General features: G+C 60.4%; 22 protein-coding genes and 1 tRNA gene. 11 read left to right on the top strand and 12 right to left on the bottom strand.

The genetic code is table 11. The annotated features are described in order from the left end of the window. Positions 1–10: 10 nt before the first annotated feature. The 3 genes from otsB to mprF form a co-directional block, all read right to left on the bottom strand. Positions 11–775 (bottom strand): trehalose-phosphatase, encoded by a 765-nt coding sequence (gene otsB / locus IE166_RS05355; RefSeq protein WP_189502273.1) that lies wholly within the window; start codon positions 773–775, stop codon positions 11–13. Positions 776–856: 81 nt separating this feature from the next. Then, on the bottom strand, positions 857–2191 hold the full coding sequence (locus IE166_RS05350) for a virulence factor family protein (protein WP_189502271.1): 1335 nt from the start codon (positions 2189–2191) through the stop codon (positions 857–859). Next, positions 2188–4803, bottom strand: coding sequence for a bifunctional lysylphosphatidylglycerol flippase/synthetase MprF (gene mprF / locus IE166_RS05345; protein ID WP_189502269.1), 2616 nt, complete (start codon positions 4801–4803; stop codon positions 2188–2190). The genes IE166_RS05350 and mprF overlap by 4 nt, the downstream gene beginning before the upstream one ends. Before the next feature lie 214 nt (positions 4804–5017). Here mprF and IE166_RS05340 point away from each other — a divergent pair, with 214 nt between their 5' ends. From IE166_RS05340 to IE166_RS05330, 3 genes are all read left to right on the top strand, one after another. After that, positions 5018–6154 (top strand): mechanosensitive ion channel family protein, encoded by a 1137-nt coding sequence (locus tag IE166_RS05340; RefSeq protein ID WP_189502267.1) that lies wholly within the window; start codon positions 5018–5020, stop codon positions 6152–6154. A 182-nt stretch (positions 6155–6336) separates the two neighbouring features. Next, positions 6337–6642, top strand: coding sequence for a hypothetical protein (locus tag IE166_RS05335; RefSeq protein WP_189502265.1), 306 nt, complete (start codon positions 6337–6339; stop codon positions 6640–6642). A gap of 150 nt (positions 6643–6792) precedes the next feature. Further along, positions 6793–7056, top strand: a complete 264-nt coding sequence (locus IE166_RS05330) for a hypothetical protein (RefSeq protein WP_189502263.1) — start codon at positions 6793–6795, stop codon at positions 7054–7056. Between the two features lie 85 nt (positions 7057–7141). Here IE166_RS05330 and IE166_RS05325 read toward each other — a convergent pair whose 3' ends face one another. From IE166_RS05325 to IE166_RS05315, 3 genes are all read right to left on the bottom strand, one after another. Then, positions 7142–7471, bottom strand: coding sequence for a DUF2934 domain-containing protein (locus tag IE166_RS05325; protein ID WP_189502261.1), 330 nt, complete (start codon positions 7469–7471; stop codon positions 7142–7144). A gap of 104 nt (positions 7472–7575) precedes the next feature. Beyond that, on the bottom strand, positions 7576–8364 hold the full coding sequence (locus IE166_RS05320) for an SDR family NAD(P)-dependent oxidoreductase (RefSeq protein ID WP_189502259.1): 789 nt from the start codon (positions 8362–8364) through the stop codon (positions 7576–7578). Between the two features lie 11 nt (positions 8365–8375). Next, entirely contained in the window at positions 8376–9548 is a 1173-nt protein-coding gene (locus IE166_RS05315; RefSeq protein ID WP_189502257.1) for a zinc-dependent alcohol dehydrogenase, read from the bottom strand. Between the two features lie 464 nt (positions 9549–10012). Here IE166_RS05315 and IE166_RS05310 point away from each other — a divergent pair, with 464 nt between their 5' ends. Continuing rightward, positions 10013–10222 (top strand): cold-shock protein, encoded by a 210-nt coding sequence (locus IE166_RS05310; RefSeq protein ID WP_189502255.1) that lies wholly within the window; start codon positions 10013–10015, stop codon positions 10220–10222. Positions 10223–10440: 218 nt separating this feature from the next. Beyond that, a complete protein-coding gene (locus tag IE166_RS05305) occupies positions 10441–10683 on the top strand; it encodes a hypothetical protein (protein ID WP_189502254.1) in 243 nt (80 codons plus the stop codon). Positions 10684–10750: 67 nt separating this feature from the next. Here the strand turns inward: IE166_RS05305 and IE166_RS05300 are convergent, their stop codons facing one another. The 5 genes from IE166_RS05300 to IE166_RS05280 form a co-directional block, all read right to left on the bottom strand. Then, positions 10751–11044 (bottom strand): DUF1971 domain-containing protein, encoded by a 294-nt coding sequence (locus tag IE166_RS05300; RefSeq protein WP_189503328.1) that lies wholly within the window; start codon positions 11042–11044, stop codon positions 10751–10753. Positions 11045–11067: 23 nt separating this feature from the next. Next, positions 11068–11490: a group III truncated hemoglobin gene (locus IE166_RS05295; protein ID WP_189502252.1), complete on the bottom strand. Its 423-nt coding sequence runs from the start codon at positions 11488–11490 to the stop codon at positions 11068–11070. Positions 11491–12030: 540 nt separating this feature from the next. After that, positions 12031–12106: transfer RNA gene (locus IE166_RS05290), tRNA-Glu, on the bottom strand. A gap of 77 nt (positions 12107–12183) precedes the next feature. Then, the gene (locus tag IE166_RS05285) at positions 12184–13347 is read right to left on the bottom strand and encodes a YcbK family protein (protein WP_189502250.1); all 1164 of its coding nucleotides are present in this window, start codon (positions 13345–13347) and stop codon (positions 12184–12186) included. Positions 13348–13659: 312 nt separating this feature from the next. Further along, complete coding sequence (locus IE166_RS05280) at positions 13660–15516, bottom strand: PHA/PHB synthase family protein (protein ID WP_189502248.1); 1857 nt, start codon at positions 15514–15516, stop codon at positions 13660–13662. 102 nt (positions 15517–15618) lie between these two features. Here IE166_RS05280 and IE166_RS05275 point away from each other — a divergent pair, with 102 nt between their 5' ends. The 4 genes from IE166_RS05275 (at position 15619) to IE166_RS05260 (ending at position 19654) form a co-directional block, all read left to right on the top strand. After that, positions 15619–16128, top strand: a complete 510-nt coding sequence (locus tag IE166_RS05275; protein WP_189502246.1) for a hypothetical protein — start codon at positions 15619–15621, stop codon at positions 16126–16128. A gap of 88 nt (positions 16129–16216) precedes the next feature. After that, complete coding sequence (locus tag IE166_RS05270; RefSeq protein WP_189502244.1) at positions 16217–17437, top strand: LL-diaminopimelate aminotransferase; 1221 nt, start codon at positions 16217–16219, stop codon at positions 17435–17437. A gap of 30 nt (positions 17438–17467) precedes the next feature. After that, positions 17468–18781, top strand: coding sequence for a homoserine dehydrogenase (locus IE166_RS05265; protein WP_189502242.1), 1314 nt, complete (start codon positions 17468–17470; stop codon positions 18779–18781). 78 nt (positions 18782–18859) lie between these two features. Continuing rightward, positions 18860–19654 (top strand): ATP12 family chaperone protein, encoded by a 795-nt coding sequence (locus tag IE166_RS05260; RefSeq protein ID WP_189502240.1) that lies wholly within the window; start codon positions 18860–18862, stop codon positions 19652–19654. Between the two features lie 35 nt (positions 19655–19689). Here IE166_RS05260 and IE166_RS05255 read toward each other — a convergent pair whose 3' ends face one another. Beyond that, a complete protein-coding gene (locus tag IE166_RS05255; protein ID WP_189502238.1) occupies positions 19690–19878 on the bottom strand; it encodes a DUF2735 domain-containing protein in 189 nt (62 codons plus the stop codon). A 330-nt stretch (positions 19879–20208) separates the two neighbouring features. Between IE166_RS05255 and IE166_RS05250 the strand changes: the two genes are divergently transcribed. Together IE166_RS05250 and IE166_RS05245 are read left to right on the top strand one after the other, a co-directional pair. After that, the gene (locus IE166_RS05250; protein ID WP_189502236.1) at positions 20209–21249 is read left to right on the top strand and encodes a glutamine synthetase beta-grasp domain-containing protein; all 1041 of its coding nucleotides are present in this window, start codon (positions 20209–20211) and stop codon (positions 21247–21249) included. A 153-nt stretch (positions 21250–21402) separates the two neighbouring features. Further along, entirely contained in the window at positions 21403–22101 is a 699-nt protein-coding gene (locus IE166_RS05245) for a DUF899 family protein (RefSeq protein WP_189502234.1), read from the top strand. Positions 22102–22119 lie beyond the last annotated feature (18 nt).

Here is a 22119-nt window from a genome sequence, read left to right as displayed (position 1 = left end):
GCTGCTGAAACTATAGGGCCGGTGCGGCTGCCGTCCATGTCTGAGACAGCTGCCGCAGCCAATCATGGAAATCGTGAAGCGTGCCGACGCGGTGCGTTGCCGAGGTGGTTCCGGCTCCGATCTTGATGCCGATGCCGTTCAGCTTGCGCACGGCGACAAAGCCGTCCTCGTCGGTTACGTCGTCACCAACAAAAATCGGGAGACGTCCCGCAAAGGGCGCTTCGCGCATGAAATCTTCAAGCGCGTCGCCCTTGTTGCGGTGGCTGGCACTGAGTTCGGCAACCATCTTGCCGCGCAGCAGGCGAAATTCCGGGTACTGGCTGGCGATGTCGGTCATCAAGCTCAGCGCTTCGCCTTCCAGTTCGGGGCACATGCGGTAGTGGATCGCCACCGAAGCAGATTTGACTTCGCTTACTAGGCCTTCGTGCTGGGTTGCAAACTCGTCCAGCCGCGCTGCGATCTGCAACACGGCTGCGGCATCGAACTCTGGCCGGTAGATCGTGCCTGCGCCGTCGCGGCGTTCCACTCCGTGTACGCCGGCTGCCGGCAAAACGAGCGGTGCCAGCATCACGTCGAGTTGCGCGATGGAGCGGCCGGATACAACTGCCAAGGCGCCGTCGGTGGCTTCATGGAGAATGCGTACAAACTCGACGATCTCGGTTTCGACGCGCGCGGCGTCCGGCTGGTCGACGATGGCCGCAAGCGTGCCGTCGCAGTCGAAGAAGAACGCGGTTTTTGCGGGATGAAGGCTGTCCCGCGGCAAAGTTTCTGTCATGAGGTCCCCGCCTGATGATCGAGCGGCAGCGCCGCATTGCCTCCGATCATCTAGTCAGAATGGCCAATGCGGCAACCCGCTTCAAGGCTTAAGACGGGCAAGGAAACGCTGTGCGATGGCCTCATATTCACCATCGAAGTGGTGTCCGCCTTCGGTTGCCACAACCGTCACGGTTTTCAGCGCGGGATCAGGGCAGGCGGCGTCATCTTCTTCCTTGCCGTAGACGCAGATGACCCGGTCGGCAGGAAGTGCGGCGATGGCCGGCACGATGTCATAGCCGCTGTCGTCGATACCTAGCCAGCCCGAAACCGTGACCTGGAACGAGGTATGCTGGCCGGGCGCCATCAGGGCCAGCACCTTGGTGCGATCCTGCATTTCCTTGGGCAGGAGCGGAAAGGCGAAGGGGATCGTGTCGGCGCCGAAGGAATAGCCGATCAGCATGATCGGCAGTTCCCTGGTCGGATCGGCCTCGTTGATGATGTTGGCGAGATCGCGCGACAGTTCGGCCGGGTTTTTCTTGGCCCAGAAATAATGCAGCGAATCCAGGCCGACGACATGGATGCTCTGCGTGGAGAGATAATCGCCGATCGTCTTATCCAGATCGCGCCAGCCGCCATCGCCGGAAACGAGGATAGCAAGCGCCTTCGGGGCATCTTCGGAAGGCAGATCGATGGCCGGTAGATCGCCGAAGGGGTGGGTCGCGCCGCTGATTTCGCTCACCGCTTGGACGATCTGCTCGGCCGGATCGTCATCCAGCGCGGTGACCGTGATCGTGTCCTGCGCCTCGGCATCCGCTTCCACCTGATCGAGATCGGCCTCGGCTACGAAGAGATGCGCGTCGTTCGGCAGTTCGCTATCGAAGCGGTACGAGAAGCCGCCATTTGTGAGGGGCTTCGAGGAAGCGCCGGGGCAGAAGGGCAGGCGCAGGCTTAGGCGGTTGGCGAAGCCGGATCCGACGGCGCCGCCAAGCGTATTAACCGGTGAGTCGGCGATCGTGGCATAGGCGAATGTCGCGCCCTCGCCGGAGCCGACGATAACGGGCTGGCGATAGGTTTGCAGGCCAAGCTGGCGTTGGGCCGCTTGTGCAAGGTCGGTGATCTCGCCCACGACATAGAGGCACTCGCCGTCGTCAGCGTCGAGCTTCACGGCGTATTTTGCGAAGTCGACGGCCAGCACGGCATCGTCGTTGCCGAGGAGCGCTTGCACGGCTAGGTCATCTCCAGCGCTCCAGCCGGCCTTGTCGGAGATGTAGACGACGATTGCCTTCACCCGGCCGGCCGGGCGGTAAACCGGAACCTCTTCCAGCCGGCTTGCCGTCAGCTTGGCCACGGGCGCGGGCAGGGGCGTGGTTTGTGCCCAGGCTGAACCGGTGCAACCGCAGAGAAGCGCAAGGACAAGCGTGGCGGCGGTTTTCATCGTTTGAGGATCCTGATCGGATTTCCGGAAATGAGGCTGGTGACGTCGAACAGGACCTGCGGCATGCGCAACCCGTTCGGCGACGCGAGATATTGCGGCGTCCAAACCGGATCGAACTTCTGCTTGAAGGCGCGCAGACCCTCGAAGTTGTAGAACTCGTCGCCGCGCCGGTAGATGAAGGTGCCGAGCCGGTTCCAGGTCGAGGCAAGCGGGTGGTCGGCGAGGCCTGCAAGGGGGGCGGCGCCGAGGTTGAACCACTGGTAGCCTTCCGCTTTTCCATAAAGCAGCAGATGGGCGAACAGCGCGTCCATCAGGATCTTCGACACGCCGTAGCGGTAGCGCATGAGGTCGACGGACAGTTCGGTCTTGTCACCGCTGCGCCAGAGATTGGCGAAGGCGACGATGGCCCCTTCCTTGCGGATCACCGCGCAATCGAATTCGGCCATGTAGGTGTCTTCGAAGCGGCCGAGCGAGAATCCTTTCTCGTGGCCGACCTTGGTGGACAGCCAGGCATCCGAGACGGACCGAAGTTCTTCCATATGCGCTGGCACTTCGGCCTGCGGGATGATGGAGAATTCCAGGCCTTCACGCGTTGCGCGCTTGTAACCATAACGGAAGTCGGCGCGTGCCTGACCGTCTAGGGTAAAGGTTGGAAGCTCGACGCGCGCCACTTCGCCGATCTTGAGTATGGCGAGGCCGAGATCGAGATAGGTGGTCAGCCATTCGGGCGTCACGCCGTAGAAAACCGCGCGTCCGCCCGCACGATCCGCAGCCTCGGCGAAGCGCCAGACCAAGCGGCGTCCTGAGCCTGGATCGCCCACCGGATCGCCCATTGTGATCCAGCTGCGGCCGGACACGGCATACATCAGGAAGGCTTTCTGGTCGTCGGAAACAAGGAAGGACTTGTCGCCAAGAAGCGCGATGCTGGGCTGTGTGTCGCGCGTCGTCTTCAGGATCGGCCATACAGCCGGTGGGATCGCCGTTTCGGTGAGTTTTGGCTGACGCGGGCGATTGACGACACCATCAACCGCAATGGCTGCTCCGACGATGATCAGCGCGAGCGTTGCGCGCAGGAAGCGCGAGGCGTCACCATCCCAGGCAAACTGCCACCACAGCTCGGAGTCATAATCGACATGGCGGTAGGCCAGGAAGCCGATCAGCGTCAGCAAGGCCAGCACGATCGCCATCAGCGCCAGGACGGTCACATTAGGGCGAAAGCTGCGCCAGTCGCCTTTGCGGTAGAACACCGAGCGATAAACGAAGAGGAGGCCGGCGACGGCCGTGAGGATGACGGCTTCTTCCCAATCCAGGCCCTTCAACAGCGAGAACACGGCGCCGGCGAGCAGAAGGCCGATCGCAACGCTGCGGGCGCGTGCGATGCGGCGGTACAAGCCGCGCGAGAGGATGATGAGGAGCAGGCCGACAAGGCTGGCGAGAAGATGCGAGGCCTCGGCAAAGGGCAGCGGCAGGACATCGCTCAGGAAGCCCGTGCGATCGCCCTCCGCCGGCAGATTGCCCGACAGCAGCAGCACGACCCCGCCCAGGAACACCATAACCGCAAGGATCGGCGGCACGATGCGACGCGACACCCGGTAGGTCTTGTTTGAAGCCGCAAGCACCGAGTGACGGGCGCGGTAGATCTCGAAGACCAGCAGCGCGGCTGCAGCCAGCGCCAGAGGCAGCACATAGTAGATTAGGCGGAAGATGATCAGTGCTGCAACCACGTCCGGCCGGGTGCCGGCACCGAGGCCAAGCAGGACAGTCGCTTCCAGAACGCCGATGCCGCCCGGCGCATGGCTGACGATGCCGGCCAGGATGGCGGCAACGAACAACAGCAGGAAGACAGCATAGCCTGGGGCAATGTCAGCTGGCAGAAGGACATAGAGTGCGCCTGCGGCCGCGCCTATGTCCACGGCTCCGATTACGATCTGCGCCAGTGCTGCTTTGGCAGAAGGCAGCGGCAGCCGCCAGCCGAACAGCGCCAGTTCACGCGGCGATCGTGATAGCCAGATAATGGCGCCTGCCAGCAGCACGAGGATCGCCGCGCCCAGCAGCCGGTCGGTGCCCGGGCCGAACACATGCAGGAAGGGCAGGCCGGTTCGGTCCAGCATCATCGCAGCGCCCAGAACGGCCACGACGCCCGAGGTAAAGGTCAGAAAGGAGATGCCCACGATGCGCCCGACATCCGAGGCATCCAGACCTGCTGCCTGATAAATGCGGTAGCGGACAGGACCGCCTACGATGACGTTGAAGCCGATCGCGTTTGAAATGCCGTAGCCGACCAGACCGGCAAACACTGCAAGCTTTGTCGGGACGCGTTCAGGGGCTACGCGGTGCACCGCCATTACGTCGTACATGCCCATCGCAAAGAAGCTGACCAGCGTCAGAGCCAAAGCCGGTGCGACGGTGGGCAGGGTGACAGCGGCGAGGGCTGCCTTAATATCATTAAGGTGGATCTGCCCGCTGATCGCGTGGATGACCAAGGCCGCGATGACCACAAGGCCAGCGCCCACCGCAGGACCCAGGATCCGCGGTTCCGCCAGCCGCCCCACGGCCAGGACAAACTTCCCTCGTGCCGGCTGTGGCTCGGCGGCGGCTTCAACTGTCGACATTGGGATTGGACCTGATTGCGGCCTCGGATGCGCGACGCGTTGAGCCGGGATTTAGGCGCGTTTGTGGCGGCGGCGAGTGGACTGCACTCGATCAGCCTTTTGCACGGTGAACGGAAACTTTCGTCAAACTGCCGCATTGCATGCGTAGGAATGCTGCATTGCAATATACAGGCGCACGACCAATGTGCGCTTTCAACCGGACGAGGAAGTCGCCATGAACGACATCATCGCGAGGCTCAATTGGCTGCCGGGCTGGGTGGTCGGCATCAGCCTTCTTGTTTTCGCCGCCATCATCGCGGTTTCGCTGCATGGCCTGGTCGTGCGCGCGATCCGCGCTTTGCTGCCGAAGGATCATGTGTTCGGGCACAAGCTGCTGTCGAAGACAAAAGCCCCGATCCGCTGGGCGCTGATCAACTTTGCCGTGGCGATTGCGTTGCCCTTCGCGCCGTTCGACTGGCAGGTCACGGTGATTATCGGCAAGCTGCTGACGGCGTCCTTCATCTGCTTGGTGGGTCTGGTCGCCATTAGGGCGCTGGACCTGGCGGTTTCGCTGCACCTGCGCCGGTATCGCATCGATGTCGAAGACAACCTTCTGGCTCGCAAACATCTGACCCAGGCCAACATTCTGCGGCGCGCGCTTGTCTTCGTGCTGATCGTCGTGACCGCAGCGGTGGCGCTGATGACGTTCGAATCGGTGCGCCAATATGGCGTTAGCCTGCTGGCGGCAGGTGGCGCAGCCGGTGTGATCGTCGGCCTGGCGGCGCAGCCGGTTCTGTCCAACCTCTTCGCCGGCCTGCAGCTTGCCATCACGCAGCCCATCCGCATCGATGATGCCGTGATCGTTGAAGGTGAATGGGGCACGATCGAGGAAATCACCGCGACCTATGTGGTGGTAAAGATCTGGGATTGGCGGCGGCTCATCGTACCGCTGCGCTATTTCATCGAGCAGCCATTTCAGAACTGGACACGTGAAAACGCCTCGCTGATTGGGGTGGTGATGCTCTATCTCGATTACCAGGCGCCGCTCGGTCGCATACGCGAAAAGCTCACCGAGATCGCACATGCGTCGCCGCATTGGGACAAGCGAGTGATCAACCTGGCCGTCGTGGAAACGACGGAGAACACGATGCAGGTTCGCGTGCTGGTCAGTGCCCGCAACGCGCCAACCGCCTTCGATCTGCGATGTGAGGTTCGCGAGAAGCTGATCGCCTTTATCCAGGAAGAAGCACCCGAAGCGCTGCCGCGTCATCGCAACGATATCCGGTTACCTACGCGCCAGCGGCAAACATCCGTGATTGTTGCAGATCACGGCCCGGAGGAACACCAAGATACCCGCTTGGCCGCGGAATAAAGGTTGCGTTCGATCATGGGAATGGCCGCGGCCGCGTTCAAGGCCGTGAGCCGGCTTCATTGTTCACAGTGGGGTGCCGAACCGTCAAGGAGATCGGTTCTGGTGGATACAGGCTGAAAGGACCATTTCAACCCCGTGGCCAATTGATGGCCCAATAAGAACAAAGCCTAAGGATATTTGTTATGAATACCAAGATTTTAGCTATTGCTGCCGCCGCTCTCGCAATTTCCGCTGGTGCGGCTTCCGCGCAGGTTGCCAACACGACGCGCCAGAATGGCGCTGCGCCGTTCGACCAGGGCGGTGTTTTCAACCGCGACACCACCAACTCTGCTGCGCCTGCCGTTCATGTTTCGTATGACCGACTGACCACTGCTTCGACCACGAACGAGCCGCGCACGATCCGCTCGGCAACCGACAACCCGACCGGCGTTCCGTCCGACACTCGCAACGAAAGCGGTCTCGGCCTGTTCGATCGCGTTTCGAAGTAATCTGCTTTCGAGCAACGACGATCGCGTAGAGCGATCATTTGATTTAACGGCGGGCATCCAGTGCCCGCCGTTTTTGTTTGTGGGCACGGCTGCTTCGCGGTCGGGAACTTCCTGTTGGCGATGGCTGTTGCGTTAGCGGAGGTAGCCATCATGACCAATGACGATCGCAACAACCATAATCTGCGTGAAAGCCGGGCTGAAAAGCTGAAGCCAAGCAGCGACAATGAAGAGAGCGCCAAGTTCCCGGACACTGGGGACGCCGGTGACCGGCCGAAGGAGCCTTATGGCTTGACTGAGGGTTCCGAGGAAACGATCGAGAAGACCCGGACTTCCGAGGGTGTGAACCCGCCAGGTGCCGAGCCGCCGGAAGAAGACTTCATCGACAAGAGTGTTCAGCGCAGCCGCACTCTCTAACAGCTAAGAAAAAGGCCTCTTCACCGTCACAATGAAGGGGCCTTTTCTACGCTCCTGCTTGATCGGCTTGGATGCCGATCAGCTTTCAGTGGCGGCTGGCTTCCTGCTTGCCGAGGGGTGTTGGCTGCGGGGAGCCGGTTACATCCTCATGCAATTGCGCGCTGCCCTCATTGCCTTCCTGAAGAAGCGCTTCGTTGCTGGCCGTCGCGCCGCCTTCCTCGTTGGGAACAAGAGCGTCCGCCTGCGCTGTGCTAGCGAGGGCTGCGCCGGTTTCCTCGTTGCCGCCTTGTTGGGCGGCCTCCGAGTCGAGTTCGCGTTCGGCACGCTCCCAGTGATCCGAAGAGCGCTGGTCCGGACGACCCTCTTCTTCCCAGATCGCGTGCGCGCGTGCCTTGATCTTGTCTTCTCTATCCATGATCTGCTCCCTGTTCCCAAACTCCCGACTAAAGCCGAGACTGAAACAAACACGCCGCGCGGAAACAATGTTCCTGACGCGCGGCGCATTCCTGCCAGTGCCGGTCAGTTGCCGCTGCCGGGCTCGGCCATTTTGCGATGTTGGCTGGCCAGTATACCGGCAGGCGTGACATTCGCGATGGCGCTTTGCAGCTTGTTCTTCCAGCCGCTGACGATGTCGCCGTCGCCTCGCATCATGGCATCATAGCCGACGCGGGCAACCATGGCGGGATCATCCTTCTTGGCCTGCCCAACCGACGTGTCCATCATGTCGGCACGCTCGAAGAACTCCGTGTCCGTCGCGCCAGGCATCAGGCAGGTGACGGTGACTTCCGTGTCTTCCAGCTCGTTGCGCAAGGCAAACGCGAAGCTGTCCACGAACGCCTTGGTGGCATTGTAAACGGCTTGAAACGAGCCGGGCATGAAGCCGGCGATCGAGCCGGTGAACAGGATCTTGCCCTCGTTGCGCGAGCGCATGTCCCTGCCGATTTTGTGGACGAGATAGATCGTGCCCGTCACGTTGGTGTCGACCACATGCTGGATCTCGTTGAAGTCCTGATCGAGAAAGCCGTGGCCAAGGCCATGGCCGGCATTTGCCATAAGCACATCCACCGGGCGGCCATCCGCCTTCACAAGATCATAGAGCCGGTCCACGCCGTCAAGGGTCGCGAGATCGGCCTGCAAGGTCTTCACGTCGTTGCCGGAACGACGGAATTGATCCGCCGCATCTTCGATCTTGGCCTGATCGGCTGCGATGATGAGGTCGTAGCCTTCTTCGGCGCAGATCTTGGCCAGTTCGAAGCCGATGCCCGCCGAGGCGCCGGTAATGACGGCCAGTTTGTTCGTGCCTGCCATTGTTCGTTTCCTTACGGCTTGAGAACGACTTTGATGCAGCCGTCCTTCTTGTTGTTGAAGGTGTCATACAAAGCCGGGCCTTCTTCGAGGCTGGCCGTGTGCGTGATGACGAAGGAGGGGTCGATCTCGCCCTTTTCGATCCGGCTCATGAGCAGGGGCAGGTAGGACTGCACTGGGGTCTGAGCCATGCGGAAGGTCAGGCCGCGATTGATCGCCGAACCGAACGGGATTTTGTCGAGGAAGCCGCCGTAGACGCCGACGATCGACACCGTGCCGAAGTTGCGGGTGCAGTGGATTGCCTGCCGCAGCACATGCGGGCGATCGGTGCCCATGAAGGTTGCGACCTTGACGCGGTCGATCACCGCATCAAGGCCGGAACTCATCAAGGGCTCGGTACCAACGGCGTCGATACAGGCATCCGCGCCGCGACCTTTGGTTAGGTCCATAATGCGCTCGTAGATGTCCTCCTTGCGGAAATCGAGCGTTTCGGCGCCGCCTTTGCGGGCCATCTCCAACCGTTCCTCAACCGTGTCGATCGCGATAACGCGTTCGGCGCCGAGCAGGAAGGCGCTGCGGATCGCCATCTGACCGACCGGGCCGCAGCCCCAGATCGCGATCGTATCGCCGGGCTGAATGTTGCAGAAGTCGGCGGCCATGTAGCCGGTCGGAAAAATGTCCGACAGGAACAGCGCTTGCTCGTCCGTCATGCCGTCCGGCACCTTGATCGGGCCGACATCAGCGTAAGGGACGCGAATATATTCAGCCTGGCCGCCGGAATAGCCGCCGAGCAGATGCGAGTAGCCGAACAGGCCTGCGGGCGAGTTGCCCCAAACTTCTGTCGCCTTCTTGCTGTCGGGGTTCGAGCGTTCACAGCCAGAATAGAAACCGCGCTTGCAGAAGAAGCATTCGCCGCACGAGATGGTGAAGGGGATGACGACACGATCACCAACCTTCAGATTACCACCGGCCTCCGAGCCGAGCTCCACAACCTCGCCCATGGCTTCGTGGCCGATGATATCGCAGCTGTGCATCTCGGGAATAACGCCGTTGTAGATGTGCAGATCCGAGCCGCAGATGGCGCAAGACGTCACCTTGATGATTGCGTCACGGGGCTGCTCGATCTTGGGATCCGGCACGCTTTCGCACCGAATGTCATGTTTGCCGTGCCAGGTGAGAGCCTTCATCGCGTCTGAATCCTTTGCTGCGGGGGTAGAACCCTCCTAATTCCTTAACGCGACGAGTTGTTCCTCCAGATCTCGACAGCCGCCCACTTCTGGCTTGGGCATTTAATTAATGAACATTGTCACTGGATTGTCGTGAAAGGTGACCTATATTCCGATTGTGACTTCCACCGGTGACCGCGGATGTACCGGCACCAGTGTAGAGGCACAAAGAGAAGGTCGGCACATGCCGACCTTTTTGCTTTTTAGTTCCTTGAACAGCACGTCGAACCTTTCGGCATATTCTTGAAAATGTTTTTCGAGACGCGCCTTGTTCCCGCTGCAATGTCCGGCTATAAAGCTCAAATCGATCTTGCTTGACGAACTTTGTTGGCGCTTCGGCGCTCCTGACGAATTTCCCTTCGACATCGGTGATGACTACGTTCGGGACAAGTGTCCGGGACGAACGCGAACGGGAGAAAACCGTCATGACTATCGGAACCGTAAAGTTCTTCAACACCACCAAGGGTTTTGGTTTCATCGCTCCGGAAGACGGCGGCAACGATGTGTTCGTTCACATCTCGGCTGTTGAGCGCGCTGGCATGCGCACGCTCGTTGAGGGCCAGAAGGTCAACTTCGAAGCCGTGAACGACCGCCGCACCGGTAAGGTCGCTGCTGACAACCTGTCCGCAGCATAAAGAAAATCGCTTCCGAGACCTGACCACGGATGTACTGGCAGGTTTCGTCGAGGTGATTGTGAGAAGGTCGGGTTCGCCCGGCCTTTTTTGTTTTTGTGGCCGGCCTGCTTGTAGACTTGGATACAGCGGAGTTCTTGCTCGCTTTCTCCTGCTCGATCGCAGTGGATTAATTGGCGGTCCGCCCTAATTTCTTATCCAAGAGACAAAGGGAGAGTTCCATGTCCGAATCCATAGCCGTTCCGAGAAGCAATGCATCGAAGGCCGATAAGGCCGAGGCAACAACTCGGGCCGCGCAGCAAATCATGTCGGCGGAAGTCAACGCGCGGGAAACAAAGACCCAGAAGCTACGCGAGGCCCGCATGGCCAAGGAAGCTGCAGAGGCAAAAATCGCTGCCGCCGATACCAAGCGCAAGCCGAAAACCCGCGCAAAGTCAGCTGCCTCCGCTTCGGCCGCCGCCTAGGCCATTCGATAAAGGCCTCGACAGGTCTCATCAATCTGCGAGCCGCATTAGAGATGCGGTTCGCGCTTCAGGTCCTGTCGGTCGAATTTTCCCGGTAGAACTCGACGAACATCCGAACATCTCCGAGCGGATGCACTTCATGTAGCTCCGCTGGTTTCACCACGCCCGGCGTGCCAGGTTCCAGAATCGTCTCGCTTGCCAGCTCCATCACTCGGTAGAGCAGCTTTCCTTCGAGGACGTGGATCAGCGCCCAAGTGCCTGCCTTAGTGCTGTGGTTGCGCTGGAGGGCAGGTGGAATCGTATCCTGATCGAACTCAGGAGAGCGACTATACGCGACCAGGTCCGGTGGTAATGCGCTCACAATCCATGCTCGCGGTCTGCGCCCTAGGCCGATACTGACGGACCCGCTCGTACAGGGAAATGCAAAGCCTTGGGGCCTATGTTGAGGCCAATTTGCAGGCTGTCGGCAATGCGATGTGCACGGTCGATAAACAGAGCGGCAGCCGGCCCGGCACATAGATCCCGCACCGTCGCTTCGAACAGTGCGAGCCAGCGCTGAAAATGCGCTGCTTCCAAATCGAGATTGTGATGAGCGGCATGCGGCCGACCGGCATAGCGGCCGGTTCTAAGTGCGATAGAGGACCAGAAATCCACCAGCTTCCCGAGATGCTCATCCCAACGTCCCGCCAGCCGTGCTTCGAAGATCGGACCCAGCACTTCGTCGGCGCGAACACGACCATAGAAGGTGTGAACCAACGTCTCGACCAGCGCTTCGGAAATGTCGTGAGGTAGGGTAGCGTCGTTCATCAAGTGTACCGATGAGAGCCTCTGCGATTATCCTTGACCTAAGTGGCGGCGCCATGGGTGTAAATGCGTCCTTTGGACCAGTCAGTGGGCAGGGCGGTCACTGTTTGATATGCGAGCGCAGCTCTGTGCGAGGGGGCTATAAAGCGCCAAGACGATCACCGCGTTGACAGGGCGTTGTTGAGCGCGATCTCGCTTCTGACTAGCTGACCTAGTCGGGTTCACGCGCAACGCGTGGCAAGGTGGTCAATGATTCTAACCGGCTTGTCGGTGAGCAACGGTCCAACCGGTGGATCAGAGATGATTCTTCTTGCTGAAAGTGCGGGGTCCGCCGCTCGGCACCCGCATCCAGATAGAAACCGATCGCTTAGCTGACGCGACGCCTAGCGGCACAACAATCCTCGAGAACCAAAGGGGTGAGGTAGCTGCTGTCTTCGAAGGTGGGAAACTAATGAGCTCTGCAGCACCACTTCTTACCAGAGCCTAATCCAGGCCGGAGCCCCTCAGGGTAGCTCTGCATCCCGTTTAGGATGAGAGAAGATGTGGCACGCCCAACGGGAATCGAACCCGTGTTTCCGCCGTGAAAGGGCGGCGTCCTAGACCGCTAGACGATGGGCGCGGGGAACGAGGGGGTGTATAGTCGGCGTTTTCGAAACCGGCAACCCACTCAATGCCGCTTTGAAGAAGTTTTCCCGATTATTTTCTACGGCTGCAGCGCCAGTTCCAATCACGCTCCGGTCCAACATCGATATGGACCGCATCCGTGTGACAATAGGTGCCCACTCCACCGCGTCCCGGCATCGAGCGGACATAGGATGCGAGCTCGAACTTGCTGACGCCTTCGATCTTCACGTCAGCTGCTGCGCAATACATGTGCAGGGAGTTGCGGGCGCCGCGGGCACGCTGGTTGCGAGAGGGATCGCGGTAGCCTGAGGTGATCACGGCCTTCTTGCCGTAGTGCTGCTCCACGCTCTTCAGCACGCGTACCAGCGAGGGCTTCAAGCAGGCCGTGTCCACGTCGGCCGTCTGCTTCAGCAGGCCATTAGGCGCGAGGCGGGCCATACCGGCAGCGGACGCGACACGTACGGGTGATTCGTCGCCTTCATGCACGTCCACGTCGCTGTCGTCGTTGATGCCCGATTTGCGGGTAATCTCGAACAAGGCGCTGGTACGAACGCCCGGCAGGCTACTGCCGCTGTCGTTGCGCACGGCACCGGTTGATTCGCTAGGCGAGATGGATGCGAGCTGTACCTTCGGCTCCGTTTTCGCCTGGGCAGTGCGGGATGTGAGTTCTTTCTGCGCAATCATCGGCGCACGGGCCGCTTCGCGAATGGGCGCAGGCGCGTTGCCGGACTGGGTGGCGCTGAAAAAGCCGGACAGGAAGCCGCGCTTCTCGTCGGACGGCTGCGCTGAGGCCATGACGACCGGACGTGCAGCGACAGCAGGGCTGGTGCCGTGCGCGATACCAACGCGATTTTCGATCGACGGGCTGGAAGGTGCCGTGCTGACCACTGGAGCCGCTACCGCAACCGCTTGCGCAGCAGGCTCTGCCGCTGGCGCTTGTTCAGCGGGAACTTCTACCGCCTTCGTTTGTTCTTGAACCACGGGCTTCGGCTTTGCGGCCGGCACCGTCAGGGTTGCGGAAGCCAGGCTCGGCACACCATCATTCGTCTGCGCAAAGCCGGCGATGGCCGAGCGCGACAAAGACGTTTCCTCACCTGCGAACGCGACAGTCGAGGGCAGCGCTTCATCTTGGCTCTGCGCGGCAACTGGGCTGGAAGCGGGCTTCGGTGCGGGAGCAGGAGCGGTCGACTGGATGTAAGCATCCTGTTCGCCCGCCAGCGAATTGGTCCGAGCCATCGGCTGATCGACAGACTGGTTAGCTGCGAGACCAAGCGTCGGATCACTTGAAGTGGCGCTACAGGACGCTATTAAGACGGAAAAAAGAAGTGCCGAAACACAACGAATTGGCAGAACAGCCGCGCGTGGCGTCTTAGCTGTCAAAGCGGATTCCTTTCGGTCGATTCCGGCTCGGCATCGGCATGCCCCTGAAACTATCAGCCGATTCCCCTCTCCAGAAGAACCAACCCATGGAAACAAATCCGAGCATCCGGCTATTCACGAAATAAGGCAAGATCATGGTTCAGCAAGAGCAATGTTGCTGAAGATGGATCAACCCTTTCCATGAACGTAAGTGCCGGGTGCAGCAGTTAAGACTGGTGTGCTTGTGCCGGGCTTACGGGCCTCGACGCGCTCATTATTTTGTTGCTCGATCCACGCATGCCAATGCGGCCACCAGGAGCCCGTATTCTGCGTCGCATTCGTGACCCAATCGTCGAACGCGCCGATCGGCTTTTCGCCCGTCCAGAACTGGTACTTGTTGGCGGCCGGCGGATTGATAACGCCGGCAATATGGCCTGAACCCGCCATGACGTAATCCACCGGCCCGCCGAAGAACTGCGACCCTTCGAATACCGAGCGCGCCGGCGCGATGTGATCTTCGCGCGCGGCCAGGTTGTAGACGGGGATTGTGATGTCGTGCAGCGACAGGGTTCGGCCATCCAGCTTCATCTCGCCGCGGGAGAGTCGATTATCGAGGTAGCAGTTGCGCAGATAGAACGAATGGTTCGCCGCGGTCATGCGCGTTGAATCCGAATTCCAATAAAGCAGGTCGAAGGGCAGAGGATCCTTGCCGCGCAGGTAGTTGTTGACGACGTAGGGCCAGATCAGATCGCCGGCGCGCAGCATGTTGAAGGCCGTCGCCATCTTCGAGCCATCCAGAAAGCCACGCGCGCTCATGGCCTCTTCAACGGCCTTGATCTGTTCGGGATCGACGAAGACCTTCAGGTCGCCGGCATGAGTGAAATCAACCTGCGTGGTGAAGAAGGTCGCCGCGCGAATGCGTTCGTCGCCATTCTGCGCCTGCTGAGCGAGTGCCGCAGCCAGCAGCGTGCCGCCGACACAATAGCCGATCGCGTTGACCTCGCGTTCGCCGGTTGCCTTTTCCACCTGGTCGAGGCCAAACTGGATGCCGTCGCGGATATAATGCTCCCAGCCGAGCTTGGCGTGGCGCTCGTCCGGGTTGATCCAGGAAATCACGAACACCGTATGGCCCTGGCTAATCGCCCAGCGGATGAACGACTTTTGCGGGTTGAGGTCGAGGATGTAGTACTTGTTGATCCAGGGCGGAACAATCAGCAATGGCCGCTTCAGCACCGTGTCGGTCAACGGCGCATATTGGATGATCTCGGCCAGATCGTTGCGCGCGATTACGCTGCCTTCGGTGGTGGCTATGTTCTCGCCGACACGGAACTGCTTGGCATCGGATTGCCGCAGCTTCAACTCGCCGCCGCCGGCCGCAATGTCTTCGGCCAGCATGCGCATACCGCGCACCAGGTTCTCGCCGTTGGACGCTACCGTCTCACGGAACAGTTCGGGATTGGTCAGCACGAAGTTAGACGGCGAAATCGCGCTGGCGACTTGCTTGACGTAGAAGTTCGCCTTCTGCCGCGTGGCCGGATCGAGATCAGCCGCTTGATCCACGAGGTCGGCTGCCCATTGCGAGAGGATCAGATAGGCCTGCTTGAGGAAGTCAAAAAAGGCGTGGCGACTCCAATCGGGGTCCTTAAAGCGCTTGTCGCCTTGATCGAGCGGGATAATGTCGGGCGTGGCGGCATCGTTCAGCTTCTGCAGCGAATTGGCCCAAACGCCCATGAAGCCCGCAAACAGCTTGGTTTGCGCTTCAAAGGCGCGCGACGGCTCCGCCAGCCAGTATTCCGTCACCTTGGAGAAGGTCCGAACCATGTCCGACAGCGGTTCGGCTGATGCTGCGGGGAGTTCGCCGCGTTCGCGCGGACCGGCCCAGGCAGCGGCGGCCTTGCCGGCTTCTTCCACCATGCGCGCGAGATTGAGCGCGAAACTTTCCGGGTTCTTGATGAGGAACGGCTCGACTGATGCCTTGTCGAAAGTCTTGGATCCGGCTGCACCGCCGGTGCTGCTTTCTTCGGTTCGTTCCGGCCTTTCCGTCATGACACCGTGCTCCTCCCGAGCGTGTTCTTGACACATTATCATGGGACGACCATAGCGGTCCAACCAGACCTTGCCCCTGTTGAGGGTGGATGGGGAGATTTCATGACCTTCGGCCGTTCTTTCGCATCCGTTTGTTCCACGTCAGCCGTTTCCATGGCCGTTGCTGCGATGGCGACGCTCGCTGTTGCGGGTTGCACGACCCGTGACATGACCAATGCGATGGCGCCGGTTGCCCAGCCTGCTGCCTTGCCGCAGCCCGGCTCCACCACTTTGGCACCGTCGAATACGCAGGATGTCGCGCAGGAAAGGGGCGCGCGTGACGCCCAAGCGCGCCGTGCGTCGATCAACGCCCAATCGGCTTCTCAATCGACTGGCGTGCAGAATACCGGCGCTTTTCCCAACCTGAACCAGCGCCGCGCAGCCGCGAATACACAGCTTACGCCGGAAGAAAGTGCGGCCCTCCTCGCCGATCTTCGCTCCACGCAAGGGCGCGTGAGCCGCACGAATGCCGCTGCCGCGCGCAGCGTACCGACGCCCGATGAGCTTCGTCGGATCGGAGCGAGCCATGGCGACAACACACTGCAGGCCATTTCGGCTGAATCGGCGCAATAGCTCACTTTGCCGCCTTCTTACCTCGACCCTGCGGTGAAATCGGTATAGAGCCGCAAGCATCGCTTTCTGATCGCGCGCGAGATTTGCCATGGAAGAGTTCCACAAGGTTCGGCGGCTGCCGCCTTATGTTTTCGAACAGGTCAATCGACTGAAGGCTGACGCGCGCGCCAAGGGCATCGACATTATCGATCTCGGCATGGGCAATCCTGATCTACCGACGCCACAAGCCATTGTCGACAAGCTGGTCGATACTGTGCGCGATCCGCGTACGCATCGCTATTCCTCGTCGCGCGGCATTCCGGGCCTGCGTCGTGCCCAGGCCAATTATTATGCGCGGCGTTTCGGCGTAAAGCTGAACCCGGATACGCAGATCGTCGCGACGCTCGGCTCCAAGGAAGGCTTCGCCAACATGGCGCAGGCGATCACCGCTCCAGGCGATGTCGTGATCTGCCCGAACCCGACCTATCCGATCCACGCTTTCGGCTTCATCATGTCGGGCGGCGTGATCCGTTCGATCCAGGCAGAGCCAGATGCGAGCTTCATTCCGGCGCTGGAACGCGCGGTGAAGCATTCGATCCCCAAGCCGATCGCACTGATCCTCAACTATCCGTCGAACCCGACCGCGCATGTCGCGACGCTCGACTTCTACAAGGATGTCGTTGATTTCGCGAAGAAGAACGACCTGATCCTACTGTCCGATCTGGCCTATGCCGAAATCTTCTTCGATGGCGCGCCTCCACCGTCGATCCTGCAGGTGCCGGGCGCGATCGATGTCGCTGTCGAGTTCACTTCGATGTCGAAGACCTTCTCCATGCCTGGCTGGCGCATGGGTTTTGCCGTCGGCAACGAGCGTCTGATTTCGGCTTTGACGCGGGTGAAGTCTTATCTCGATTACGGTGCATTCACGCCGATCCAGGTGGCCGCCAGTGCTGCGCTGAACGGCGACGGCTCGGACATCGAGGAAGTGCGCTCCATCTACCGCAAGCGCCGCGATGTCATGGTGGAATCGTTCGGCCGCGCCGGCTTCAACGTTCCGCCGCCGGCTGCCACGATGTTTGCTTGGGCGCCGATCCCCGAGCAGTATCGCGCCATGGGCTCCCTGGAATTCTCCAAGCTCCTCATCGAGCATGCCGATGTGGCGGTCGCGCCCGGCATCGGCTTCGGAGAACATGGCGATGATTATGTGCGCCTTGCCTTGGTGGAGAACGAGCATCGAATCCGCCAGGCTGCGCGCAACATCAAGCGCTTCCTGCAGGCGAGCGCCGAAGGCCGTTTTGACAATGTGATACCGCTCAGCGCCCGCCGCTAAGCCCAACTCTATTTCCAGGACGTTTTGATTATGACGGAAGCATTGCGCGTCGGCATCGCTGGCCTCGGTACGGTTGGTGCCTCGGTGGTGCGGGTGCTGGCGGAAAAGGCTGCCGAACTGCAGCGCCAATGCGGTCGTCCGATCAGCGTGACCGCTGTTTCAGCGCGTAACAGGGACGCCGATCGCGGTGTGGATCTGTCCGGCGCCCAGTGGTTCAACGATCCGGTCGCGCTCGCTAAAAGCGCTGAGATTGACGTCTTCGTGGAATTGATGGGCGGCGACGAGGGCCCGGCACGCGACGCCATCAAGGCCGCACTCGATGCGGGCCGCCATGTTGTGACGGCCAACAAGGCGTTGCTCGCCAAGCACGGTGTGAACCTTGCGGAAACGGCCGAGAAGAAGGGCGTGTTGCTCAACTACGAAGCAGCGGTCGCCGGCGGTATTCCTGTCATCAAGACGATGCGCGAAGCGCTCGCCGGCAACAGCGTGTCGCGTGTGTTCGGCATTCTCAACGGCACCTGCAACTATATTCTGACCCGGATGGAAGCCGAGGGCCTGTCCTTCGAGGACTGCCTCGCCGATGCGCAGCGTCTCGGCTATGCCGAAGCCGATCCGACCTTCGACATTGAGGGTAACGATACCGCGCACAAGCTGTCGATCCTGACCAGCCTAGCTTTTGGCTCGAAGATCGCGGCCGACGACATCTATCTCGAAGGTATCAGCAATATAAGCCAGGCCGATATCCGCGCTGCGGCGAGCCTTGGCTATCGCATCAAGCTGCTTGGCGTTGCCGTGCGTACCGACAGCGGCATCGAACAGCGCGTGCATCCGACCATGGTGCCGACCCAGTCGGTGATCGCGCAGGTGCATGGTGTGACGAATGCGGTGGCGATCCAGAGCGACATTCTTGGCGACCTGCTTCTGGTAGGTCCAGGCGCTGGCGGCAACGCCACGGCTTCAGCTGTGATCGGCGACATCGCGGATATCGCCAAGAGCCAGCCTGGCTTCCAGCATGGACCGGTGTTCGGTCGGCCGGCCAAGGAGTTGAAGCCCTACAAGAAAGCCAAGATGCGGTCGCATGCGGGCGGCTATTTCATCCGCTTGACCGTGCATGATCGCACCGGTGTTTTCGCAGCGATCGCCAAGCGCATGGCCGATGCCGATATTTCGTTGGAGTCGATCGTCCAGCAGGCCGACAGTGGGCTGGACGCTGATGTGAAGACAGTGGTTCTGGTTACGCATGAGACCACGGAAGCCGCTGTGCGCCGTGCAGTGGAAGGCATCACCAAGGACGGTCACCTCACAGACAAGGCGCAGGTCATCCGCATCGAGCGCGCCGAATAAAAGTCGGTCGACACAATCGCAGTAGCGAACCAGGACCCTCATTCCTATCTGTTCGGCTTTCTGTAGAGGCGAGTGACCATGCGCGACATCCTGAACGATCTTGAAGGCGGACCGGTCCACAACGATGAGGATCCGGTGAAGCGGGCGCAAAGGCTCACCAAACCGGTGATGCCGAAGCGGTTCTATAAGGACGTTGGTGTTGCGCAGTCGGATGATGGGTGGGTCATCGAGCTGGACGGCAAAGCTATCCGCACGCCTGGTCAGCGCATCATCACCTTGCCGACAGAGGCTGCTGCAGCACTTGTTGCGGAAGAGTTTCGGGCTCAGCAGGACGTGGTCAATCTCGCGACCATGCCGGCTTATCGTCTCGTCAACACCGCGGTGGATGGCGTGGCGAATGATCCGCAGGCGGTGATCGAAGACATCATGCGCTTTGCGTCGTCCGACCTGGTGTTTTACCGCGCAGATACGCCGGAAAAGCTGGTGTCACTTCAATCCGAGACTTGGGATCCGGTACTGGATTGGGCGCGCGCAACGCTTGGCGCTCGCTTCTTCCTGTCAGAAGGCGTGATGCATGTCGAGCAACCGAAGGAATCGGTGGCGGCGGTTGGGTTTCATCTCAAGCGTGATGCCGATCCATTTCGCTTGGCATCGCTCCATGTCATGACGTCGATCGCCGGCTCGGCTTTGATCGCATTGGCATTGGAGGCCGGTGAACTCAGCTTCGAGGAAGCGTGGAAGGCGGCCCATGTCGATGAAGACTGGAACATCGACCAGTGGGGCGAGGATGAGGAAGCCCAGGCACGCCGCGCGTTCCGCCGCCGCGACATGGAAGCGGCGCACTCGCTGCTGCAAACGCGGGGATCGAACTAGCCGCGCGCCATGAAGCGCTTTCTCGGCGCTTAGGCCTAGTTCTTCTGCGGAACGTCTTCCTGCGTTGCCACATCGTGGTACCAGCCGCTTTCCGGCATGATCACCGGAGCGACTGCTGGCGGCTGTGACGCCTTCTCCCAGCTGCGAAGGCCTTTAGCGCGCCCGGCGCGGCCCCCAACAGGAAACTCGTAGATTGTTGCGGAAGCAGTATGGGAAGCCGGCATTGCACTTCCTTCCAAATCGATGTGGCGTTCGAAAACGATGTAGATGAAATATAGGGGCTGCAAATGAATTGTGCAACGAAGCCTCTTTTTTGAGCGGTCTCGTGCAGAACAAGCCGGCAAACTCACCGGACAACTTCTCAACGGCGTTGCCGGACGCAGGTTCCGCCCATGCGCGGCCTTGTTTGTGCAGGAAAACTATAGCCGACTTGCTCCCGGGAGAGGTGTCCGCGCCTAACTGGCACGCCGTTTGCAAAGCTTGAACTGAAGCCGTCGGTCCCTTCACGGCCGCACCGACGTGGGCGCTTCAGGTCGTGGTTACGAGAGGCCAGAATGACAAAGTACAAGCTCGAATATATTTGGTTGGACGGTTACACTCCGGTCCCGAACCTGCGCGGCAAGACGCAGATCAAGGAGTTCGCCTCCTTCCCAACGCTTGAAGAGCTTCCGCTGTGGGGCTTCGACGGTTCGTCCACGATGCAGGCTGAAGGCCATTCGTCGGACTGCGTGCTGAAGCCCGTCGCCCTTTACGAGGATCCGGCTCGCACGAACGGCGTGCTCGTCATGTGCGAAGTCATGATGCCGGACGGTGTCACTCCGCACGTCTCCAACAAGCGCGCAACCATCCTGGACGATGACGGCGCGTGGTTCGGCTTCGAGCAGGAATACTTCTTCTACAAGGACGGTCGTCCGCTCGGTTTCCCGGAGTCTGGTTACCCAGCTCCGCAGGGCCCGTATTACACTGGCGTCGGTTTCAAGAATGTGGGCAACGTCGCTCGCGAGATCGTCGAAGAACATCTCGACCTCTGCCTTGCGGCCGGCATCAATCACGAGGGCATCAATGCCGAAGTGGCCAAGGGTCAATGGGAGTTCCAGATCTTTGGCAAGGGCTCCAAGAAGGCTGCCGACCAGATCTGGATTGCACGCTACCTGCTTCTGCGCCTGACGGAACAGTACGGCATCGACATAGAGTTCCACTGCAAGCCATTGGGTGACACCGACTGGAACGGCTCGGGCATGCATTGCAACTTCTCGACCACTTACATGCGCGAAGTGGGCGGCAAGGAGTACTTCGAGGCGCTCATGGCTGCGTTCGACAAGAACCTCGATGATCACATCGCCGTCTATGGTCCGGACAACGACAAGCGCCTGACCGGCAAGCACGAGACTGCGCCGTGGAACAAGTTCTCCTACGGTGTTGCCGATCGCGGCGCCTCGATCCGCGTGCCGCATTCCTTCGTGAACAATGGCTACAAAGGCTATCTCGAGGACCGTCGTCCGAACTCGCAGGGCGACCCCTACCAGATCGCATCCCAGGTGCTGAAGACGATTGCCGATGTCCCGGTCGAGGGCATCAAGAAGGCTGCTGCTTAAGACTGCTGATAATCCGAAGGGGAACAGCAAAGAGGCTCGGCGGGAAACTGCCGGGCCTTCTTTCTTTCCCAGTGCCCGCATCGACAATGATTGACGGCGTGTCGGTTAGCGCTTGATAGTTTCGTCCTTGTATCTGTTTGGGAGGACATAGCTGTGACTGAACTGTCAGACGCCAACCAACTTGCCACGACGCGGCGACCTGTCTTCACGGAAGAAAGTGCGGCATACGCGAAGGCCAGGATGGCCTTGCTCGCGGACGAGATTGAACTGCGCAGGCACATGACGCGTGTGGCCGAGCAGCGGCGATCGTTGCCGCCGGGGCCGATCATCATGAAGGACTACCGCTTCCTCGATGCCGACAATCGTCAGTTGCGTCTCCTTGATCTCTTCGGCGACAAGGACGCGCTCGTCACTTACTTCTGGATGTACGGGCCTCAACGCAAGCGGCCTTGCCCAATGTGCACGAACTGGTTGGGTGGTGTGAACGGCAACGCTGCCGATATCAGACAGAATGTTGCACTGAGGATCCTCGGGCGCAGTTCGGTCGAGCGGCAGCAAGCCTTTGCCCATGAGCGCGGCTGGCGCGACCTGGACTTCGTACAGACGATTGGCGATGACTACGCCAACGATCTCGGCCTGATCAATGAAGACGGGAGCGAGAATCCGGCACTGCTCGTTTTCAAGCGGGACGGCGAGGAGGTGCGACTTTTTTGGAAAAGCGAGATGACGGCCGAGATGGCTGACCCTGGTCAAGACCCGCGTGATGCGCCAGATATCGCACCACTGTGGTCGATCCTTGATCTGACGCCTGATGGCCGCCGCAGCGAATGGTATCCGAGCTTGAGCTACTGACGACAACAAAAAACCCGC

This window comes from Tianweitania populi (assembly GCF_014652875.1).
Classification (GTDB): Bacteria; Pseudomonadota; Alphaproteobacteria; order Rhizobiales; family Rhizobiaceae; genus Tianweitania; species Tianweitania populi.
This window is presented reverse-complemented; position numbering and strand designations above follow the sequence as displayed.

Coding starts and splice junctions, on each gene's coding strand:
- otsB (WP_189502273.1), bottom strand. CDS start 775: ATGACAGAAACTTTGCCGCGGGACAGCCTTCATCCCGCAAAAACCGCG.
- IE166_RS05350 (WP_189502271.1), bottom strand. CDS start 2,191: ATGAAAACCGCCGCCACGCTTGTCCTTGCGCTTCTCTGCGGTTGCACC.
- mprF (WP_189502269.1), bottom strand. CDS start 4,803: ATGTCGACAGTTGAAGCCGCCGCCGAGCCACAGCCGGCACGAGGGAAG.
- IE166_RS05340 (WP_189502267.1), top strand. CDS start 5,018: ATGAACGACATCATCGCGAGGCTCAATTGGCTGCCGGGCTGGGTGGTC.
- IE166_RS05335 (WP_189502265.1), top strand. CDS start 6,337: ATGAATACCAAGATTTTAGCTATTGCTGCCGCCGCTCTCGCAATTTCC.
- IE166_RS05330 (WP_189502263.1), top strand. CDS start 6,793: ATGACCAATGACGATCGCAACAACCATAATCTGCGTGAAAGCCGGGCT.
- IE166_RS05325 (WP_189502261.1), bottom strand. CDS start 7,471: ATGGATAGAGAAGACAAGATCAAGGCACGCGCGCACGCGATCTGGGAA.
- IE166_RS05320 (WP_189502259.1), bottom strand. CDS start 8,364: ATGGCAGGCACGAACAAACTGGCCGTCATTACCGGCGCCTCGGCGGGC.
- IE166_RS05315 (WP_189502257.1), bottom strand. CDS start 9,548: ATGAAGGCTCTCACCTGGCACGGCAAACATGACATTCGGTGCGAAAGC.
- IE166_RS05310 (WP_189502255.1), top strand. CDS start 10,013: ATGACTATCGGAACCGTAAAGTTCTTCAACACCACCAAGGGTTTTGGT.
- IE166_RS05305 (WP_189502254.1), top strand. CDS start 10,441: ATGTCCGAATCCATAGCCGTTCCGAGAAGCAATGCATCGAAGGCCGAT.
- IE166_RS05295 (WP_189502252.1), bottom strand. CDS start 11,490: ATGAACGACGCTACCCTACCTCACGACATTTCCGAAGCGCTGGTCGAG.
- IE166_RS05285 (WP_189502250.1), bottom strand. CDS start 13,347: ATGGCTCGGACCAATTCGCTGGCGGGCGAACAGGATGCTTACATCCAG.
- IE166_RS05280 (WP_189502248.1), bottom strand. CDS start 15,516: ATGACGGAAAGGCCGGAACGAACCGAAGAAAGCAGCACCGGCGGTGCA.
- IE166_RS05275 (WP_189502246.1), top strand. CDS start 15,619: ATGACCTTCGGCCGTTCTTTCGCATCCGTTTGTTCCACGTCAGCCGTT.
- IE166_RS05270 (WP_189502244.1), top strand. CDS start 16,217: ATGGAAGAGTTCCACAAGGTTCGGCGGCTGCCGCCTTATGTTTTCGAA.
- IE166_RS05265 (WP_189502242.1), top strand. CDS start 17,468: ATGACGGAAGCATTGCGCGTCGGCATCGCTGGCCTCGGTACGGTTGGT.
- IE166_RS05260 (WP_189502240.1), top strand. CDS start 18,860: ATGCGCGACATCCTGAACGATCTTGAAGGCGGACCGGTCCACAACGAT.
- IE166_RS05255 (WP_189502238.1), bottom strand. CDS start 19,878: ATGCCGGCTTCCCATACTGCTTCCGCAACAATCTACGAGTTTCCTGTT.
- IE166_RS05250 (WP_189502236.1), top strand. CDS start 20,209: ATGACAAAGTACAAGCTCGAATATATTTGGTTGGACGGTTACACTCCG.